This is a genomic window from Nannocystis sp., assembly GCF_016714285.1.
Taxonomy (GTDB): Bacteria; Myxococcota_A; Polyangia; order Nannocystales; family Nannocystaceae; genus Nannocystis.
Genome location: NZ_JADJNN010000011.1, coordinates 115478 through 133480 on the forward strand (window position 1 = coordinate 115478; position 18003 = coordinate 133480).

The following is an 18003-nucleotide window of genomic DNA, read 5'->3' on the forward strand; positions in this document are numbered from 1 at the left end:
CTCACTCCGCCAGACCCGCGTCCGCGACGACGCCAGTCCCACAGCGAGCGGCACTCACTCCGCCAGCACCGCGTCCGCGACGACGCGGGCGTACAGCGTCGGCGCCTGGTCGAAGGCCAGCGGCGGCGCGGCCAACAACAACACCGTCGGACCCGACTCGGCGAGGCGACGCTCGATCACCCGGGCGACCGCCTCGCCGTTTCGTTGCAGCGTGTAGGTCGACCACGACCCGGACGCCCCCGCGACGATCTCCCGCGCCGCCGGGTCGAGGCCCTCGTCGCTGCGAATTGTCAGCTCGCGGAGCAACCCGGGATCGACCCGAAACAGCGCGCTGCTCCCCGACGACCCCACGCCCTCGACCACCATGATCTGCACGAGCGCCCCGCCTCGCAGCGCTTGCGCGTCGATCCACCCCTGATACACCGACAGCAACGCGTGCCGCCGTTCACCCGCCGCGCCGACCCGCTCGAAGCTCTGTGGCAACGCAACGATCGCCCCCCGCTCCGCCGGCCGCGGCTCCCGATGGACCAACGCGAAGCCGATCGGATCCTCCTGCCCCACGCGGTACGCCCCGACGCCGACGAAGCACAGCGCCGCCACCAGCAGCAGATCGAGCCCCCGGCTGACGAGCCGCGGCAACGCCGGCGGCAGCGCGATCGCCAGCAGCGAGCCGACGAAGGCCGCGACCCCCAGCGACAGCGGCGTCGAACGCAGCGCCGCGTCTCCGGGCACGCAGCTCAAGAGCTGCGCCCCGAGCAGCAGCAGCAGCGTCACGACCAGGCTGCGCCGCACGGTCGGCGCCACGCCCGGCGTACGCCCCGGCATCAGCGTCCACAGCGTCGCCACCAGCACCGCCACCGCCATCGCGTTGCCGCCACCGATCATCAGCGCCGGCCCGGGCTCGTGACGCCCCGCCGCCCACAGCCCCGCCGCCGCGCCGACGATCGCCACCAGCCCCATGCGCGCCCGCCCGAGGATGCGCTCGAGGACATGTCCCGCGAGCCAGATCGAGTACGCGTCGAGCAACAGCCCCAGCAGGTCGGCGTGCACGAACGGCGCCGTGACCAGCCGACCCCAGCTGCCCGCCCGCCACAGCTCCGGCGTGAACGCCCCCACGCGCAGCAGCCCGACCCCCGCCAGCCCCTGCCACAGCGCCACAAGAAAGCTGCCCGCCATCCCCGCGATCAACAGCGAGGTCATCAGCACACCGCCGGCCCGCGGCGCCGCTCGCCCGGCCCGCGCCGCCAGCTGCTCGCGCAGCCCCAGCGCCGCCCGCAGCACCTGCTCGTCGAGCTCCGCGCTGCGCTCCGTCGGCTCCCGCGGCAGCCGCTCCTGCAGCGCCCGCGCGGCCGCCAGCGCCCGCTCGTCGCGCCCGCGCAGCCGCGTCGGCAGGGCCTGCAAGATCGTCCGCGCCCGATCCTCATCCCCGGCGAAGGCCGCCGCCGTCGCCTGCAACAGCGCCGCGTTCGCCGGGCTGAGGCCGAGCTCCCGCGCCCGCTCGCCCGCCAGCGCCGCGTCGACCGTCGTCGTCGCCCCCGCGTGGGCCAGGAAGGTCAAGCGCGCCTGACCGACTAGCTCCGCCGCCCCCGGCTCCTGCCCGAGCGGCCCCTCCTCGAGCGCGCGCAGCAGCGTCGCCGCGTCGCGCATGCGCCCGAGCTCGCCCAGCGCCTTGAGCATCCCCAGCGCCAGCGCCGGACGCAGCGCCGCGTAGCCCGGCTGGAACTGCGACTCATAGTGCGCCACCGCCTCGCCCCAGCGCAGGTCGTAGAGCAGCATCGCCACGATCTGCTCGTGGATCATCGCCAGCTCGGCCGGGTCCTCGGCCTCGGCCAGCAGGCCCCGGAAGTGACCCAGCGCCGCCGCCGGACCCTTGCGGTCGAGCAGCGAGAAGCCGGCGAGGATCTGCTGCTGGCGCCCCAGGCCCGCGCCCGGCATCAACAGCGCCCGCAGCCCCGTCATCCGCACCGCCCAGCGCGGCTGCCCCAGCGCGAACACCTGCCGCGCCCCGCGCTCGAGCAGCCACGGCAGCACCACCGTCAACCCGCACAGGCACGTCGCGCACAGCCCGAGGAAGCGGTCGCCCTCCACCATCGCCACCGTCGCCAGCAGCAGCTCCGCCAGCACTACCAGCGTGTACACGCGCTGGCCCGCGTCGCGGCGCCGCACCAGCCGCAGCAAGGTCAGGCTCTGCAGGATCGCCGCGAAGACCAGCAGGTTCTCGTAGAGCGTCACGCCTGGGCCTGCGTCACCGTCTCGAGGTGGCCGATCCGGCGAAACTTCGCGTAGCGCTGGTCACGGCGCGCCTCGCAGGACAGCGCGCGCAGCTCGTCGAAGTGCCGGCGCAGCGCCACCTGCAGCGCCTGCGCCGTGGTCGTCAGGCCGCGGTGGGCCCCGCCGGGCGCCTCGCGCACGATCTCGTCGCAGACCCCGAGGCTGACCAGATCCTGCGCCGTCATGCGCAGCTGCTCGGCCGCGGTGCGCTCGGCGTCCGCGTCCTTCCACAGGATCGACGCGCAGCCCCGCGGCGAGATCACCGAGTACACCGAATGCTCGAGCATGAGGATGCGGTCCGTGACCCCGATCGCCAGCGCCCCGCCCGAGCCGCCCTCGCCGATCACCACCGAGATCGTCGGCACCTTGAGCCCCGCCATCAGCTCGAGGCAGGTCGCGATCGCCTCGGCCTGGCCGCGCTCCTCGGCGTCGATGCCCGGGTAGGCCCCCGCGGTGTCGATGAAGCACAGCACCGACAGCCCGAACTGCTCCGCCATCCGCATCAGCCGCTGCGCCTTGCGGTAGCCCTCGGGGCGGGCCATCCCGAAGTTGCGGTACAGGTTCTCCTTGGTGTTGCGACCCTTCTGCTGGCCCATCACCACGATCGGCTCGTCGCCGAAGCGGGCCAGGCCCGCGACGATCGCCGGGTCGTCGCCGAACAGCCGGTCGCCGCGCAGCTCGACGAAGTCGGTCAGCAGCTCGCCGATGTAGTCGAGCGTGTAGGGCCGGTCCGGGTGCTTGGCCAGCTGCAGCTGCTCCCACGGCGTCAGCGCGGCGAAGCGCTCCTTCTGCAGCACCGCCGCCTTCTCCTCGAGCCTGGCGATCTCCCCCGCCATGTCGACGCTGCCCGACAGCGTCTTCAGCTCGCGGATCTTGCTCTCCAGCTCGACGATCGGCCGCTCAAACTCAAGCACCTTGCCACTCATTGCGACCCCCCCGACAAGAACGCCTCGACCCGCGCCAACCACGGAGCTGTCTCTCGGGACAGATCGACAGCAGGCTCCCACAGCGGCGCGTCGACGCTGACGCGCAGCGCGACCCCCTCGGCCACCCCCCCCGCCAGTTGATGCCGGAAGTAGGTCCGCTGGCGCCGCGCGTAGCTCCGCGTCTCCGCCTTGATCGCCGCGACCACCCTGGCGAGGCTGCCCTGACGATCGTGACGATCGTGATGCGCACGCTCCTCGAGGTACGCGTCGAGCTGGCGGTAACCGAGGCTGCGCATGGACTTGTGGCGCGCACTATACCCAGCCTCCCGCAGCATCTCCACCTCGGCGAGGAAGCCCGCGCGCATCATCGCGTCGCAACGCGCGTCGATCGCCGGACCCAGCAGCGCCGCCGGGGGCTCGAGGATCACCAGCGCCAACGCCACCCGGGCCCGCGGCGGATCGGCCGCTCGCACCAGGCTCACCGGCTGACCGTGCGCCTCGCACAGCCACAGCGCCCGCACCACGCGAACGACATTGCGCGGGTGGATCGACGCCGCCATCGCCGGGTCGACGCGCGTCAGCGCCGCGTGCACGCTGCCAGGCGACTCGCGCTCGCGTGCCTCCCACTGCGCCGTGAAGGCCGCGCGCCCGGGCTCGTCCGCGTCCCCGATCTCCTCGCCGCTGTGCGTGAACGCGGTCGCACGCAGGTAGAAGCCGGTCCCGCCGGCGAACAGCCCCGGGCCCGCCCCGAGCTCACGCAACGCCGCCGCCGCGTAGTCGCCCGCGCTGAACGCCTCGTCGGGCGCCGCCAGGTCGATCAGTCGGTGCGGCACGCGGGCCCGCAGCGCCGCGTCCGGCTTGGCGCTGCCGATGTCGAGCCCGCGGTACACCTGCACCGAATCGCAGCACAGCACCGGCAGGCCCAGCCGCGCCGCCAGCCACAGCGCGAGCCGTGACTTTCCGGACGCCGTCGGCCCCACGATCGCCAGCGCCCGCGGCAGCGAGCTGTCCCCCTCCGGGCTCATCACGCGCCTCGCCTCATCGCCGCTTCACACCGTCGCTTCACACCGTCGCCCCGTCGTCGCGCTCCGACGCCGACACGCGCCGCGAGCTCGCGGACGCCTCGCCCAGCAGCGCCGCCGCTGTCCAGCGTCGCAGCCCCGGCACATCCGTCAACGTCGCCCCGGCGTCGAGCAGCTCCGCCAGCCAGCGCCGGGCCAGGCGCGGCGCCGGGTCGCCGCCGCGGGTCGCCGCGATCGCCCCGAGCAGCCCGCGCTCCACCGCCGACGCGTCCGACTCGCGGGTACGCATGCGCAGCCACGGCACGATGCGTGCGATCAGATCGGCCATATCCGCGTCGTCGACGCAGTGCCGCAGGTGCGCCGGCACCCCGCGCACGACCACCGAATCGCCGCCGAAGTCGTCGAGGTCGACGCCCAGCGTCAGCAGCTCGGCCCGCGCCGCCACGATCAGCGCGACCTCCTCCGCCGGCCGCCGCACCACCGCAGGCGCCAGCAGCCCCTGCACCGCGACCACGCGCCGGCCGATCAGGTCGCGTTGCAGCCGCAGATACACCAGGTGCGAACGCAGCCGCCGCAGGTCGATCGCCAGCAGCGTGTCGCGCTCGGCGAACAGCGCCACCGGCCCCGGCAAGCAGGTCAGCAGGTGCGGCAAGTCGGCCCGCAGCGGCCCCGAGCTGCGCTCGTTGTTGGGCCCCTGCGGCACCCCATCCATGTCCTCGAGCGCAGCCCGCACCGGCGCCATCTGCTCCGGCGCGAACAGACCTGGCAGCCCCGCCTCCACCGCGCGCGCCACCGGATCGCTGTCCCGCGGCCACTGCGACGGCTCGCTCGCTGGCCGCAGCGCCGCCGCCTCCGCCATGACCCCGCGCTTGTGCTGGTCGTAGTCCGGCGCGAGCGCCCGCGTGCTCAGGCGATAGCCCGCCCGCGCCGCGCCAGCGTCCTCGCTACCTGTCCCAACGGACAGCCCCGCCTCACGACCTGTCCCCGCGGACAGCCCCGCCTCACGACCTGTCCCCGCGGACAGCCCCGCCTCACGACCTGTCCCCGCGGACAGCCCCGCCTCACGACCTGTCCCAACGGACAGCCCCGCCTCACGACCTGTCCCAACGGACAGCCCCGCCGCACGACCTGTCCCCGCGGCCAGCCCCGCCTCACGACCTGTCCCCGCGGCCAGCCTTGCGCTCGCCTCGCGCTCTGCCCCGTCCGTGAACTCGCCCGGCGCCTCCCAGCCCTGCCCGCCCTCCTCACGCGCCAGCACGGGCACCACGCGCGTCTCCGCGGCCACCACCGGCTCGCCTCGCCGCGCCCATGAATCGTTCCAGCGATCGGCGCCGCGTGCAGCTGTCCCTTCGGCCAGCCCACCACGCCCACGCTCACCCTCACCTGTCCCTTCGGCCATCCCACCGCGCCGACGCTCCTCACCATCACCTGTCCCTTCGGCCAGCCCACTACCCCTCCGTGTCGCCATCGCCGCGAGCGACAGCGGCGCCTCGCTCGGCCGCCCCGCCGCCGCGCGCTCCTCCGCCGGCGGCACCAGCCCGCCCCACGGCGCCGCCGCCATCGCCGCCGCCAGCACCCGCCGCACCGCCGCGTACACCCGCTGCGGATCGCTGAAGCGCACCTCCGACTTCTGCGGGTGGACGTTCACGTCCACGCTCGAGCGCGGCGGCTCGACGATCAAGCACGCCGTCGCCTCGCCGCTGAGCCCGTAGGCCTGGGCCACGATCTGCGCCAGGCTGCGCTCCCGCACCACCCGCCGACGCACCACCAGGTACGGCCCACCGCGCCCGCGCCCGGCCGCCTCCGGCGTCGGCAACCACACCTGCACCGCCGTCCCGTCCTCCTCGCCCGCGAAGTGAAACAACGGCCCCGCGACCCGCCGCCCCAGCACCTGCTGCACCCGCTGCTCGAGCGTCCCCCTCGGCAAATTCAGCAGCTCGCGCTTGCCGTGCCGCAGCGTCACGTGCACCTCCGGGTGCACCACCGCCAGGCGCAGCAGCACCTCGCTGCACTGCCCGACCTCCGTCGCCTCCGCGCGCATGAACTTGCGCCGCGCCGGCAGGTTGGCGAACAACCCGTGCACCTCGACCTGGGTGCCCACCGGCAGCCCCGCCGGGCTCATCCGCGGCGGCTCGCCAGGACGCACGTGCAGGTGGGTGCCGACCGCCGCGCTCGGCTGACGGCTGCGCAGGTCGAGCCTCGCCACCGCCGCCACGCTCGCCAGAGCCTCGCCGCGAAAGCCCAGCGTACCGATGTCCGCCAGCTCGCTCGGGTCGCGCAGCTTGCTGGTCGCGTGCCGCGTCACCGCCAACAACAGGTCGTCCGGGTGGATCCCCCGCCCGTTGTCCCGCACCGCGATCAGCGTCAGTCCGCCGTCCTCGAGCTCGACGTCCACCCGCGTCGCCCCGGCGTCGATCGCGTTGTCCACCAGCTCCTTGACCACCGAGGCCGGCCGCTCCACCACCTCACCCGCCGCGATCTGATCGATCGCCAGCGGGCTCAGCAGGGCGATCCGGGCGGGCGCCACGGGTGCGGGCGAAGGCGAGCTCACCGGCGAAGTAAGGCCCAGCAGGCGCGGAAGCGCAAGCCCCCGCTTGCTCCCGAGGGCCACCCCGCCCCATCCTCGCCGGCGATGGACCTCCGCGTCTTCGCCACCACCTTCGGCCTCGTCTTCCTCGCCGAGCTCGGCGACAAGACCCAGCTCGCCACCCTCAGCCTGGCCGCCAGCTCCGGTCAGCGCTGGCTCGTGTTCGCCGCCGCCGCCCTGGCCCTGGTCCTCTCGAGCCTGCTCGCCGTGCTGCTCGGCGAATTCCTGCGCAGCCGCGTCGACCCGGTGTGGATCCAGCGCAGCGCGGCCGCCCTGTTCCTCATCCTCGGCACCGTGATGCTGGTCAGCAGCCTCCGCGGCCCTCCCCCGACCTGACCCCGCTTCCGGCGCGAGCCGAGCGCGCCGACTCCCGCCACCGGCTCAGTCGATCGACACGACCCGGTTGCGCCCGGTCTGCTTGGCCTTGTACAGCCGCGCGTCCGCCCGCTTGATCAGGTCGTCGTAGGTCGCGACCTCCGGCGTCAGCTCGGCGACCCCGACCGAGATCGTGACCGGGATGTGCCGCCCCTCGAACATGAACTTCGAGTCCGCGAGCATCGTGCGGATCTTCTCCGCGAACTGCGTCGCCCCCTTCAGCTCGATCTCCGGCAGGATCAACGCGAACTCCTCGCCGCCGTAGCGGGCCAGCACGTCGACCTTGCGGGCCCGCTCGCGGACCACGTCCGAGATCTCGCGCAGCACGAAGTCGCCGGCGCGGTGCCCGTAGGTGTCGTTGCACTGCTTGAAGTAGTCGATGTCGAACATCACCAGCGCGAGCGGCCGATCATAACGGCGGGCCCGGCTGAGCTCGCGCTCGAGGGTCTCCAGGAAGTAGCGCTTGTTGAAGATCTGGGTCAGACCGTCGACTGTCGAGAGGCGATAAATTTCCTCGTGATACAGGCTCTCGATGTTGTCGCCGCTGAGAAACTTAAAAATAGCGCGGCCGATCTTGACCAGGTCACCATCCTTTAACCACGCCTCGTGCACCTTGTGGTCGTTCACGTAGGTGCCGTTGGTCGACTCGTTGTCGCGGATCTTGACCCCCGCCTCCTCGACCCGCAGCGACGCGTGCGTGCGCGACACCGAGTCCTGGCTGACGCAGATGTCGTTGAGCGTGCCGCGCCCGATCGTCATCTCGCGCCCGTCGATGTGGTACTTCCGTCCGAGCTCTGCGCCGTAGATCACGACCAGGCACGCTTCCTTCTTTGGACGGTTCCCCCCGGCTTCGTCGGACTTGTTGATGACTGTGACAATCGTCTCGTCACGCATAGGCACGCGCCCAGCCCCGTGGTCGGGACTCCCTGCCCGGGAGGGTACCAGACCCCGGCTGTCCCGCGAACGCTGAGCCCGTGCTCCGGGCGAAGTTGGTGCGCCCCCCACCCACGATGTAGGCTCGAAGCCACGCACACGCGGCGACTCGCACGATGACTCGCCGGAGGGTCGGGCCGCACCCCGCTGCGTTCGGCCGCAACACACCCTCGTGATCACGTACCAACAACTTGCGAGCAGCCCGCCATGGCCGCCCGACCATGTCCCGGGGCGCCCCCATGTCGAGTCACCCCTCACAGGCGCCCCGCGGCCGAGATCTCCAGCCCCAGACGCTCGCAACGAACGACCACGGACGCGCTTCCACGCCAGGTTTTTGACCGCCACGTCAGCTCGGTGCTAGGACCGCCGCTGCATGTCGGCCCCACGCACACGGCTCGGCGGTTTCGGCGCGGTGTTCTTCATCGCGACCCTCGGCGCCATCGCGTTCTACGTGCAGCGACAGACGGTCCCGGACACCCACGACGCCGTGCGCACCGCCGTCAGCAGCGCCCCCGATTCCGCCAGCGAGCCCACCCCGCTCGCCGCCCTCCCGTGGCAGGACCGCCTCGACCTCGGCGCCCTCAAGCCGGTCCCGATCGGCCCGGTCCCCGAGGCGCCCGCCAAGGCCGCCGGCAAGTCGAGCGACCCCGACTTCGCCGGCCTCGCCAGCAACCTCGGCGACAGCCGCCTCGTCCAGGAGCTGAGCGACGGCCACCGCATCCTCTACACCCTCGACCCGGTCCTCCAAGACGCGGCCCTCCAGATCTTCCGCAACCGCGAGGTCCCCTACGCCGCCGCCGTGATCCTCGACGTCCAGGACAACTCGGTCCTGGCGATGGCCGGCCACTCGACCATGGACCCCCAGGTCGACCCGCTGGAGATCGTCACCACCGCCTGGGCCCCGGCCGCCTCCACCTTCAAGCTCGTCACCGCCGCCGGCCTGCTGAAGAACAAGTCGGTCAACAACAAGACCAAGGTCTGCTTCACCGGCGGCCTCCACGGCATCACCGACGAGCTCCTCGCCGACGACCCCGCCCGCGACGAGCGCTGCGACGACCTCGGCGGCGCGATCGCCCACAGCCACAACGTCGTGGTCGCCAAGATGGCCCTCAAGCACATGAGCGCCGACGGCCTCCTCGACATCGCCAAGACCTTCAAGTTCGAGAGCGACATCCCCTTCGAATTCCCCGTCGAGCGCAGCCCAGCCCTCATCCCCGCCGACGCCAAGGAGCGCGCCCGCGTCGCCGCCGGCTTCTGGCACGTCGACATGAGCCCGCTGCACGGCGCCCTCATGGCCAGCATCTTCGCCCGCGACGGCATCTACCAGCCGCCGCACGTGCTCGCCCAGGTCCGCGGCCCCGACGGCGTCGACCGCACCCCCGCCCTCCCCCGCAGCGAGCGCGTCCTCCCCAAGGACATCGCCCAGCAGGTCGGCGAGATGATGGTCCGCACCACCTCCGAGGGCACCGCCCGCGGCAGCTTCCGCGACCGCCAGGGCGTCTACTACATCACCGACATCGAGGTCGCCGGCAAGACCGGCAGCCTCACCGGCAAGCGCGCCCCGGGCCTCAACTACAACTGGTTCGTCGGCTATGCCCCCGCCGAGCGCCCCGAGATCGCCTTCGCCGTGCTCGTCGCCAACGAGCCGAAGTGGCAGATCAAGGCCCACTACGCCGCCCGCCGCCTGGTCCAGATCTACCTCCAGCGCCGCACCGCGATCGCTGAGCACCGCGACGCCCGCCTCGGCGCCCAGGGCCTGGAGCTCCCCGGCCAGGCCCGCCCCGCGGTCGCCCGCGCCGACAAGCCCGAGCAACCCGACAGGCAAGACAAGCCCGACAGGCCCGAGCCGCGCAAGCCCGAGCCCCTCGCCGCCAAGCCCGGCGCCATCGCCCCCGACGCCCTGCCGCCGATCCCCGGCCCGGTCGCCAAGAAGCCCCCCGCCGGCCAGCGGCCGACCCAGCCAAGCGCCCGGCCAGGCAAGCCCAGCGGGGTCTGACGCCGTGCACCCGCGCGTGCGCCCGCCGCCCAGGGCACCGCTCCCGCCGCGCACACACCTGCCCGCGCCACCTGTCCCCACGGACCTGTCCCAGGCGCTACCCGGACCTGTCCCTACGGACATGTCCCAAGCGCCACCCAGACCTGTCCCCAAGGACCTGTCCCAAGCGCCACCCCGCACCCGGCGCCACGGCGCGCCGCCCGGACTCTGGGCCGCCCTCGCCTGCGCCCTCCTGCTCGCGCCAGCCCTGCCGGCCCGCGCCGCCGCCCCGCCCGACCCCGCGATCCAGGCCCGCGCCAGCCAGGCCGTCGCCGACGCGCGCGCCGCCTTCGACCGCTCCGACTACGCCGCCGCGATCACCCACTTCGAGGCCGCCCTCGCGCTGCGCCCCGCGCCGAAGATCCACTACAACCTCGGCGTGTGCCACACCCGGCTGTACCGCGCCGCTGACGCCCGCGGCGACGCCGAGCCCGCCGCCCGCCACGCCAGCGCGGCGATCGACGCCTTCAACACCTACCTGCGCGCCGCGCCGTCAGCCGACGATCGCGACGCCGTCGCCGACACGGTCCGCGCCCTCGGCGGCACCCCGGCGACCCCACCGCGACTCCGCGACCCGATGGACCCCGCGCCGCAGCCCGATCGCCCGACCGGCGACCCGCTCTTGCGCCCCCTCGACGCGATCCCTGCCCCGACAGCGATCCCTGCGCCAGGCCCCGCGCCAGCCCCCACACCAGCCCCCGCGATCCCGCTGTCCCGCGGCTACCTCGGCGTCCTCCTCGGCCTCACCAGCCAGCCGCAGCTGGTCACGCGCACCGACCTCGACGGCGGCTTTCAGAGCCTGCTCGTCCTCCGCGGCGGCGCATTGCTCGGCATGCGCCGACGCCTCGCACTCGGCGGACAACTGACCCTCGCGCTCCCCGTGGAGACCGAAAAAACCAATCTTGCCCTATCGACGCAGACCTTCCTGCTCGACCTCGGCGCCGCGCTGCCCCTCGGCCACAAGCGGCGCTTCGAGCTCCCGATCGGCGGCTTCGCCGGCGCCGCCCGCGAGGCCCTCCGCGTGCGCGCAGGCCAGCCGCTCCCGACCTGTGCGATCCAGAGCACGGGCACGCTGGTGGCCGCGCGCGCCGGCGGGGTGGTCGGTGGACGCATCGGGTTCGCTGTGTTAGTGGGAGCCCGCCGCAACCACGAGCTCGGCATGCACTTGACCTCCGCCTTTCACGGCTTCGGCCGCGGCCCACTCGCTCCTGCTGATCCCAATGGGCCCAATGCCTGCGACGGCCACGTCCTGCAGGATGTCCCTCGGGCCAGGTTCGTGCTGACCAGCGCCATCGGCTACGCGTTCCGCTTCTGACATGCTGACCCGCACGCAACCGCGCCCCGGCCCGGCCAACGGCCTCGTTGCCGCGACGCCCTCGCCATCCCTGGCCGGAGGCCGCGCGTGACCACCCCCGGCGCCGGACAGTTCTACCGCTGGCTCGACGAGGCCGTCCCCCGCGCCGGCAGCCAGCGATCGCTCGACAGCCAGGACACCACCCTCAGCCGCCGCGGCCTGCTGATCCGCGCCGACAAGCGCGCCCGCGAGCTCGCCGGCCTCAAGATCGGCGCCGGCGACGTCGTCGCCCTGTCGATGGGCAACGTCGCCGAGTTCGTCATCCTCCTCCTCGCGGTCAGCAAGCTCGGCGCCATCGCCATGCCCGTCGACCCCGCCAACGGCGACCGCAGCCTGCTCGGCGTCGCCTCTCGCCTGCCCGTGCGCGCCGTCCTCCGCCGCCCCCGCGGCCTCGAGAACTCGCCGCTGCAGTACCCCGAAGGCTACAAGCTGCTCGCCCGCCGCAAGCTCAGCGGCTCCCTCCTTGAAGTCGACACCCTCGAGCTCCCCGACGAGCTGCGCCGCCAGACCCTCCCCGGCGACACCGAGTACATCTGCGAGACCGCCGGCGCCGACGGCGTGCTCCACGACGTCCTCCGCAGCGGCGCCCACCTGCGCTGGCTCGGTGAGTCCGCCGCCAAGATGCTCGACCTCGGCCCCGGCACCCACCTCGCCTGCGCCCAGGCCTTCACCAGCCCCCGCTTCTTCGACCCCGTCGTGCTCGGCTGGCTCGCCTCCGAGGCCCGCCTGGTGATGGCCGACAACCCCACCCTCGAGTCCGTGCTGCCCCCCATCGGCACCTACGAGCGCCTCGTCGTCGTCGACCTCCTCTACTCGCTGCAGACCGCCGCCCGCGCGCTCAAGGCCGCCGGGGCCACCCGCGAGCTGCTCGCCGTGATCCCCCAGGCCACCATCGCCACCAGCCACGGACGCATGCTCAAGCAGGTGTTCGGCGAGCACCCCCGCCAACTCCTCCTGCTCGAGGAGATCGGCATCCTCGGCGTCCGCGCCATGCACCGCGGCGAACGCTTCGAGCCCACCCCCGGCATCGAGCTCCGCCCCGGCGCGCCCCACTTCAGCCCGACCCACGAGGGCGGCCACGAGGTCCTCTTCCACCCCAGCCTCCCCGTCGTCACCCGCCCGCCGGTCCCAGCCGGCCAGCCCGGCGGCCCGGTCCTGGGCAACTTCGGCGCAGGCGGGGGCTGGTTCCACACCGGCTACCTCGGCCACTTCACTGGCCGCCTCGACGCCACCGTCCTCGGCGAGGTCCCCGGCCGCACCGACAGCCTCGTCAACCTCGAGGGCCGCCGCGCCTCCCTGCGCACGATCGAGGCCGCCATGCTCCGCCACCGCCGCATCACCGAGGCCAGCGCCGAGGTCGAGTACGACGTCGACGGCAACCCCTTCGTCCACCTGCGCTACCGGGCCACCGGCCACACCCCGCTCGACGACCTCGACGAGTTCATGGTCGCCAGCCTCCCGCCCTACATGGTCCCGCGTCAGGCCACCCGCCAGGACCCCCCGCTCGCCTGACTCTGGCCTGAAGCCTGAAGCCTGCGCGCGCGAACGCGCTCGCAGACCCGTGCGCCCGCAGACCCGTGGTTCCACTCACGAGCACGGATACTTCCACGCATATAGGATGCCCCCATGCGGGGATTCAATTCGATGACGTGGCGGCTCGCGCTGCCGTGCAGTGTGCTTCTCTTGGCCTGTGGCGACGCGGGGAACAGCTCCGACTCCACATCGAACAGCTCGACGGGTCAGCCTTCCACCACCGTCGACCCGACCACGCCACCGACCACGAGCAACCCGACGACGGGCGTCAGCGTCAGCGACTCGGACACCACCGCCGGCTCGAACTCCAACTCCGAGTCGAACGGCACCAGCAGCGGCAGCGGTGATCCGACCACGACCACCAACAGCAGCGCCACCACCACCAGCGCCAGCACCACGGACAACCCGGGCACCAGCAGCACCTCGGGCGTCAGCGCCTCGACCAGCGGCGGCGAGTCCAGCACCGGCAAGGTGATCTGCGAGCCCGGCGACGGCATGGGCATGGGCATGGTCGAGAAGAGCTTCATCTGGATCCCCAGCCAGGACCTCAGCGACGTCGCCAAGGTCAACACCCAGACCATGGTCCTGCTCGCCCGCTACAAGATCGGCGCCGGCGGTGACAGCCCCTCGCGCACCTCGGTCAGCGGCGACGGCCGCTTCGTCATCGTCAACTCGCGCCAGACCGGCCGCAGCACCATGGTCGCCGCCAACATCGAGGACTGCGTCGACAAGAACAACAACGGCAAGATCGAGACATCCCAGGGCCCCAACGACGTGCTCGCCTGGGGCACCGACGAGTGCATCCTGTGGGACAAGCAGTGGCCCTACGCTGGCGGCTTCGCGGCCGGCCCGCGCGGCACCACCTGGACCCCCGGCACCTGGGACTACGACCTGTGCCAGTACGTCGACCCCAAGGTCTGGATCGGCTACTCGGCCCCCGGCGGCGTCGCCCACTTCGCCCGCGTCGCCGTCGACGGCACCGTCGAGGAGACCGTCATGGTCCCCGGCTGGAACGGCCAGGGCTACTCGCCCTACGGCGGCGCCCTCGACCCCGAGTTCCGCCCGTGGATGGCTGGCCTGCGCGGCGAGTTCATCCGCATCAACACCGACCAGAACCCGATCACCGTCGACCGCTTCACCCCGCCCGGCAACACCCAGGGCTACGGCTTCACCGTCGACCCCGACGGTAACCCCTGGTTCGCCGGCTGCGGCGGCGCCGTCAGCACCTACGACACCGACACCATGCAGTACACCTCGATCCCCGGCACCAACGCCTGCCACCGCGGCATCGCGGCCGACGAGAAGTACGTCTGGGCCGCCGCCAACGGCCCCTGCGGCCTGGTCCAGATCGACCGCGCGACCAACACCCTCATCAAGTTCCACAACACCAACCCCTGCTCCACCGCCATCGGCGTCAGCATCGACGCCGAGAAGTACGTGTGGCTCGTCGACCAGGAGGGCTGGGCCTGGAAGATCGACCCGAGAACGTCCCGGCGATGAAGCAGGTCATGGTCCCGGGCAGCCACTACGTCTACTCCGACATGACCGGCGGCCAGCTCAACAGCATCCTCCCGCAGTAGCCCTGCGCGCTCGCCCGCCACCGCCACCGCCGCCACCCCCACGGGCGCGACGGTGGCGGTCTGGCTTTCGGGACAGATCGAGCTCAGGCGCCGACCCGCGCCACGAAGGCCCGCACCGCCGGCAAGGCCGCCTCCGCCACCGTCACCGTGCGCGTCAGGTTGCCGTTCGCGCCGATGTTCGCGAACTCGAGCGACAGCCGCGAACCATCCAGCGACGCCCGCACGAGCAGCTGATAGCCGGCGCGAAACGGCGAGAAGGCGCGCCCGACGAACAGCCCGCGCTCGGCCAGGATCACCTCGCTGCCCCCGTCCTGCCAGCGGGCCACGATCTGCGCCGGGTCGGCGAGCACCGCCAACAGCGCCTCCTCCTGGTAGCGACGATTGAGCCGGACCAGCTGCACGAGGCACAGCACCGCCACCGGCGTACCGAGCCCCGCCACGATCACCCCGGTGCCGACCTCGCGCCCGACCGCGATCATCACCCCGCCCATGAACATCGCGGCGAACCCGAGGATCATGGCGATCGCCAGCAAGAACATCCGCCCGATCATCCGCCCACGATAACCGGCCCGCGCGCTCGATGGCGCTCAGGACGGCGCGCATGACCACCGCGCTTCACCACACGCTCGCGTCCTCGACGACCACCGCGCTTCACCACGCGCTCGCTGGCCCGCTCCCTCAGGACGGGTCTTCGAGCAGCTCGGCGCGCACGACCACCGCCGTGCGCTGCGTCTTCGCCACCGTGACCGTGCGCTGCACCGGGAAGCGCCCTGGCTTGCGCACCTCGACCCGGTGCACCCCCGGCGCCAACAAGATCGGCCCGGTCTCCGGCACGCGCAGCGCCTTCACCTGTCCGACGTAGTTGCCGTCCACGAACACCTCCGCGTCGAGGTCGACGTCCGGCACCTCGATCGCCAGCGGCGCCGCCGGCTCGTCACGGCCCGCACCGCGGTGCGCACAGGCCGTCAGCGCCAGCCCCAACCCCAGCACCAGAGTCGTTCGAGAGCACCAGCGCCGGTCACGGCGCGGCGGCTTGCAGCGAGATGTGCACGACATGGGACGCCTCGACCTCTCCTACCACAATCGTCGCCCCCGGGACCTGCACCCCCGCGAGCCGCTCCTGCAGCTCCTGGGCCGTCAGCCCGCCCTCGACCCGCAGGGTCACCGCCCCGTCGCTGCCGACCGCCGCCACCGTCACCGCCGTGGCCCCGAGCACCGACTCCCGCAGCGCACGCTCGAGCCGGCGCACCCGCGCCGCCGGCCACGGCGCCGCGATCTTCAGGCGCACGCCGCCATCTGTCCCCCGGGACATGCCCCTTGTGACCTGTCCGATGAGCCCGGCCAGCGCGTCGCTCGCGGCCGCCTGCGCGTCCTCACCCAGGCCCGTCGCGCGCACGCTGCTCGGCCCCGGCGTCGCCCCGGCCGGCCACTTCAGGCCCAGCTCGCCGCGCACCACCGTCACCCGCGGGTAGCTCAGGCTCCCCGGCGCCGCGCAGCTCAAGCTGGCTGAAAGGACAGGTCCCGCCGACCCCGGCGCCACGTCGCGGATCGCCCCGACCGCCAACAGGGCCCGCCGCAGCTCCGCCTCCGCGCTCGCCGGGCAGCCGCTGTTCTCCAGCGCGAGCGCCGGCAGCAGGATGAAGTTCGAAGGCCCCTTGCCAGCGACCGCCCCGCCAGCGACCGCCCCGGCCAGCGCCTTCCCGAGTCGCGCCGTGTCGATCTCCACCGACACCATCGCCGTCGCCGTCGCCCCGTCGTCGTCCTGCCGCAGCACCCGATAGGACCGCGTCCACACCGCGGGCGCCGCCAACACCTGCTTGCGGGCCGTGAGATCGCCCGCCCCGAGCTGCTCCACCGCGGCCTCGAGCGCCGCCTTGCGGGCCCGCTCGAGCGCCTGGTCCCTCGCCTTGAGCGCGTCGACCTTGTCCCCGATCGCCGCATGCCCCGTCCCGGCGAACGGCGCTGCCAGCGCCTCCGCGCCCCAGAACAGGCTCAGGCCGAGCACCACCGCGAGTCGCCGCATCGCCGCGAGCTTGGCAGGCCTCGTCGCCGCGGCGCAAGGATACGGCGAAACCCCGGCCCCGCCGCCGCGAGGATCCACCCTGCCCCCATCCGAAGGTCTCCCGTGTGCGCGGTGGCAATCTCGCCCCGCCTGCGATACACCCGCCGCGATCATGCTGCGGAGCCCCTTTCCCGGTCATCGACGCTACAGCATCACGCACCGAGCCGTGCAGCGCCTGCGCGAGCTCGTGCCCACCGTCGCCGAGGAAGATGACGAGGCCCTGCGCGATCGCCTCGACGCCGCCATCACCAGCGCCGAGGACACCGGCAAGGCCGTGCGCACCCTCGACGTGATGCTCGGCGAGCCGCAGATCCTCATCCCGCTCGAGAGCTTCGGCGACATCCTCTACGCCATCATCAAAGAGGACACCGTCGTCACCGTCCTGCCACGCGGCCACGGCGAGGAGATCCTCCAGCGCGGCCAGGCCCTCGAACAGCGAGTCGCCGCCGGTGAGCCCCCGGCCCGCAACAACGAGCGCGACGAGGCGTGGGAGCTCGGCCGCCGTCGCTGGCGCCGCGAGGTGCCCACCCCGGTCGTCGAGCGCGTGCGCAGCCCCGGCAGCGATCGCCCCGAGGACGACGCCGACGCCCCCATCACCGCCCGCCCGCAAGATCTGCTGCTCCCCGGCTTCGGCCGCCCCGACGCCCGCCCCGAACCCGACGACAGCGACGACCGCGGCAGCGCCCGCCTGCGATCCCGCCTCGGCGGCAACCGCCTGATCGCCCCCAGCAGCCTCGCCGGGAGCCCCAGCGGCCCCGCGGGCACCAGCAGCCCCACCGGCAGCCCCACAAACATCCCCAGCCCCACCAGCACGGCTGGCAAGAAGCCCAGCGGCCCGGTCGCCGAGGCCATCGCCCGCGGCCTCGCCCTCGGCCGCCGCCGGGCCGCCGCCCAGGCCCTCGGCGAGACCCTCCGCCGCACCCCGGCCGACGCCCCCCTGCTGCCGCTGTGGAACCTGCTCGCCGAGAAGAACCTCCCCGAGGCCCTCACCGTCGGCGACCTCGTCGCCGCGGTCCGTGGCCTCGGCGCGGCCCCACGACATCGGCCCGCGGCCCGCGTCTGGCCCACGTCCGGCCCACGTCTGGCCCACGTCTGGCCCACGTCTGGCCCACGTCCGGCCCGCGTCTGGCCCACGTCTGGCCCGCGTCCGGCCGTCGCCCACATCCGGCCCATATCCGGCCGCGGCGACAAGCGGCCCTCGACCGGCCCACATCCGGGTGCGCGCGACCGTGCGCACCGAAGTTTCACCACGCTCGACCGGCGGTGATCAACGGCCTTCCGTCGCGCCGGGACGAATGCGATATGCTGGGCCGCCACCTGGCTCA

14 protein-coding genes are annotated in these 18003 nt (G+C 73.2%); 6 read left to right on the forward strand and 8 right to left on the reverse strand.

All coding sequences use genetic code 11. The features are described 5' to 3' along the window. Positions 1–54: 54 nt before the first annotated feature. The 4 genes from IPJ59_RS20075 to mutL are packed head-to-tail and all read right to left on the reverse strand — an operon-like array spanning position 55 to position 6770. Positions 55–2232, reverse strand: coding sequence for a rhomboid family intramembrane serine protease (locus tag IPJ59_RS20075; protein ID WP_293272922.1), 2178 nt, complete (start codon positions 2230–2232; stop codon positions 55–57). Beyond that, entirely contained in the window at positions 2229–3197 is a 969-nt protein-coding gene (locus IPJ59_RS20080; RefSeq protein WP_366524645.1) for an acetyl-CoA carboxylase carboxyltransferase subunit alpha, read from the reverse strand. The genes IPJ59_RS20075 and IPJ59_RS20080 overlap by 4 nt, the downstream gene beginning before the upstream one ends. Then, the gene (gene miaA, locus IPJ59_RS20085) at positions 3194–4222 is read right to left on the reverse strand and encodes a tRNA (adenosine(37)-N6)-dimethylallyltransferase MiaA (RefSeq protein WP_293272923.1); all 1029 of its coding nucleotides are present in this window, start codon (positions 4220–4222) and stop codon (positions 3194–3196) included. Before miaA ends, IPJ59_RS20080 begins: the two co-directional genes overlap by 4 nt. Before the next feature lie 37 nt (positions 4223–4259). Beyond that, the gene (mutL, locus tag IPJ59_RS20090; protein WP_293272924.1) at positions 4260–6770 is read right to left on the reverse strand and encodes a DNA mismatch repair endonuclease MutL; all 2511 of its coding nucleotides are present in this window, start codon (positions 6768–6770) and stop codon (positions 4260–4262) included. A gap of 81 nt (positions 6771–6851) precedes the next feature. Between mutL and IPJ59_RS20095 the strand changes: the two genes are divergently transcribed. Beyond that, positions 6852–7142 (forward strand): TMEM165/GDT1 family protein, encoded by a 291-nt coding sequence (locus IPJ59_RS20095; RefSeq protein ID WP_293272925.1) that lies wholly within the window; start codon positions 6852–6854, stop codon positions 7140–7142. A gap of 45 nt (positions 7143–7187) precedes the next feature. Here the strand turns inward: IPJ59_RS20095 and IPJ59_RS20100 are convergent, their stop codons facing one another. Then, positions 7188–8075, reverse strand: coding sequence for a GGDEF domain-containing protein (locus tag IPJ59_RS20100; RefSeq protein WP_366524646.1), 888 nt, complete (start codon positions 8073–8075; stop codon positions 7188–7190). 412 nt (positions 8076–8487) lie between these two features. On the opposite strand from IPJ59_RS20100, the gene IPJ59_RS20105 reads away from it, so the two are divergent. The 4 genes from IPJ59_RS20105 to IPJ59_RS20120 all read left to right on the forward strand — a co-directional run bounded on the left by IPJ59_RS20105 (position 8488) and on the right by IPJ59_RS20120 (position 14536). After that, positions 8488–10110: a penicillin-binding transpeptidase domain-containing protein gene (locus tag IPJ59_RS20105; protein WP_293258123.1), complete on the forward strand. Its 1623-nt coding sequence runs from the start codon at positions 8488–8490 to the stop codon at positions 10108–10110. Between the two features lie 121 nt (positions 10111–10231). Then, complete coding sequence (locus IPJ59_RS20110; RefSeq protein WP_293272926.1) at positions 10232–11464, forward strand: hypothetical protein; 1233 nt, start codon at positions 10232–10234, stop codon at positions 11462–11464. Positions 11465–11551: 87 nt separating this feature from the next. Further along, on the forward strand, positions 11552–13015 hold the full coding sequence (locus IPJ59_RS20115) for an AMP-binding protein (RefSeq protein ID WP_293258127.1): 1464 nt from the start codon (positions 11552–11554) through the stop codon (positions 13013–13015). A 114-nt stretch (positions 13016–13129) separates the two neighbouring features. Further along, positions 13130–14536: an NHL repeat-containing protein gene (locus IPJ59_RS20120; protein WP_293272927.1), complete on the forward strand. Its 1407-nt coding sequence runs from the start codon at positions 13130–13132 to the stop codon at positions 14534–14536. Positions 14537–14699: 163 nt separating this feature from the next. On the opposite strand, the gene IPJ59_RS20125 is transcribed toward IPJ59_RS20120, so the two are convergent. From IPJ59_RS20125 to IPJ59_RS20135, 3 genes are all read right to left on the reverse strand, one after another. Then, positions 14700–15167, reverse strand: a complete 468-nt coding sequence (locus IPJ59_RS20125) for a hypothetical protein (protein WP_293258131.1) — start codon at positions 15165–15167, stop codon at positions 14700–14702. 127 nt (positions 15168–15294) lie between these two features. Beyond that, complete coding sequence (locus tag IPJ59_RS20130; protein ID WP_293258133.1) at positions 15295–15606, reverse strand: peptidase associated/transthyretin-like domain-containing protein; 312 nt, start codon at positions 15604–15606, stop codon at positions 15295–15297. A gap of 28 nt (positions 15607–15634) precedes the next feature. Further along, on the reverse strand, positions 15635–16639 hold the full coding sequence (locus tag IPJ59_RS20135) for a hypothetical protein (protein ID WP_293258135.1): 1005 nt from the start codon (positions 16637–16639) through the stop codon (positions 15635–15637). A 205-nt stretch (positions 16640–16844) separates the two neighbouring features. On the opposite strand from IPJ59_RS20135, the gene IPJ59_RS20140 reads away from it, so the two are divergent. Next, complete coding sequence (locus IPJ59_RS20140; protein WP_293272928.1) at positions 16845–17945, forward strand: hypothetical protein; 1101 nt, start codon at positions 16845–16847, stop codon at positions 17943–17945. Positions 17946–18003 lie beyond the last annotated feature (58 nt).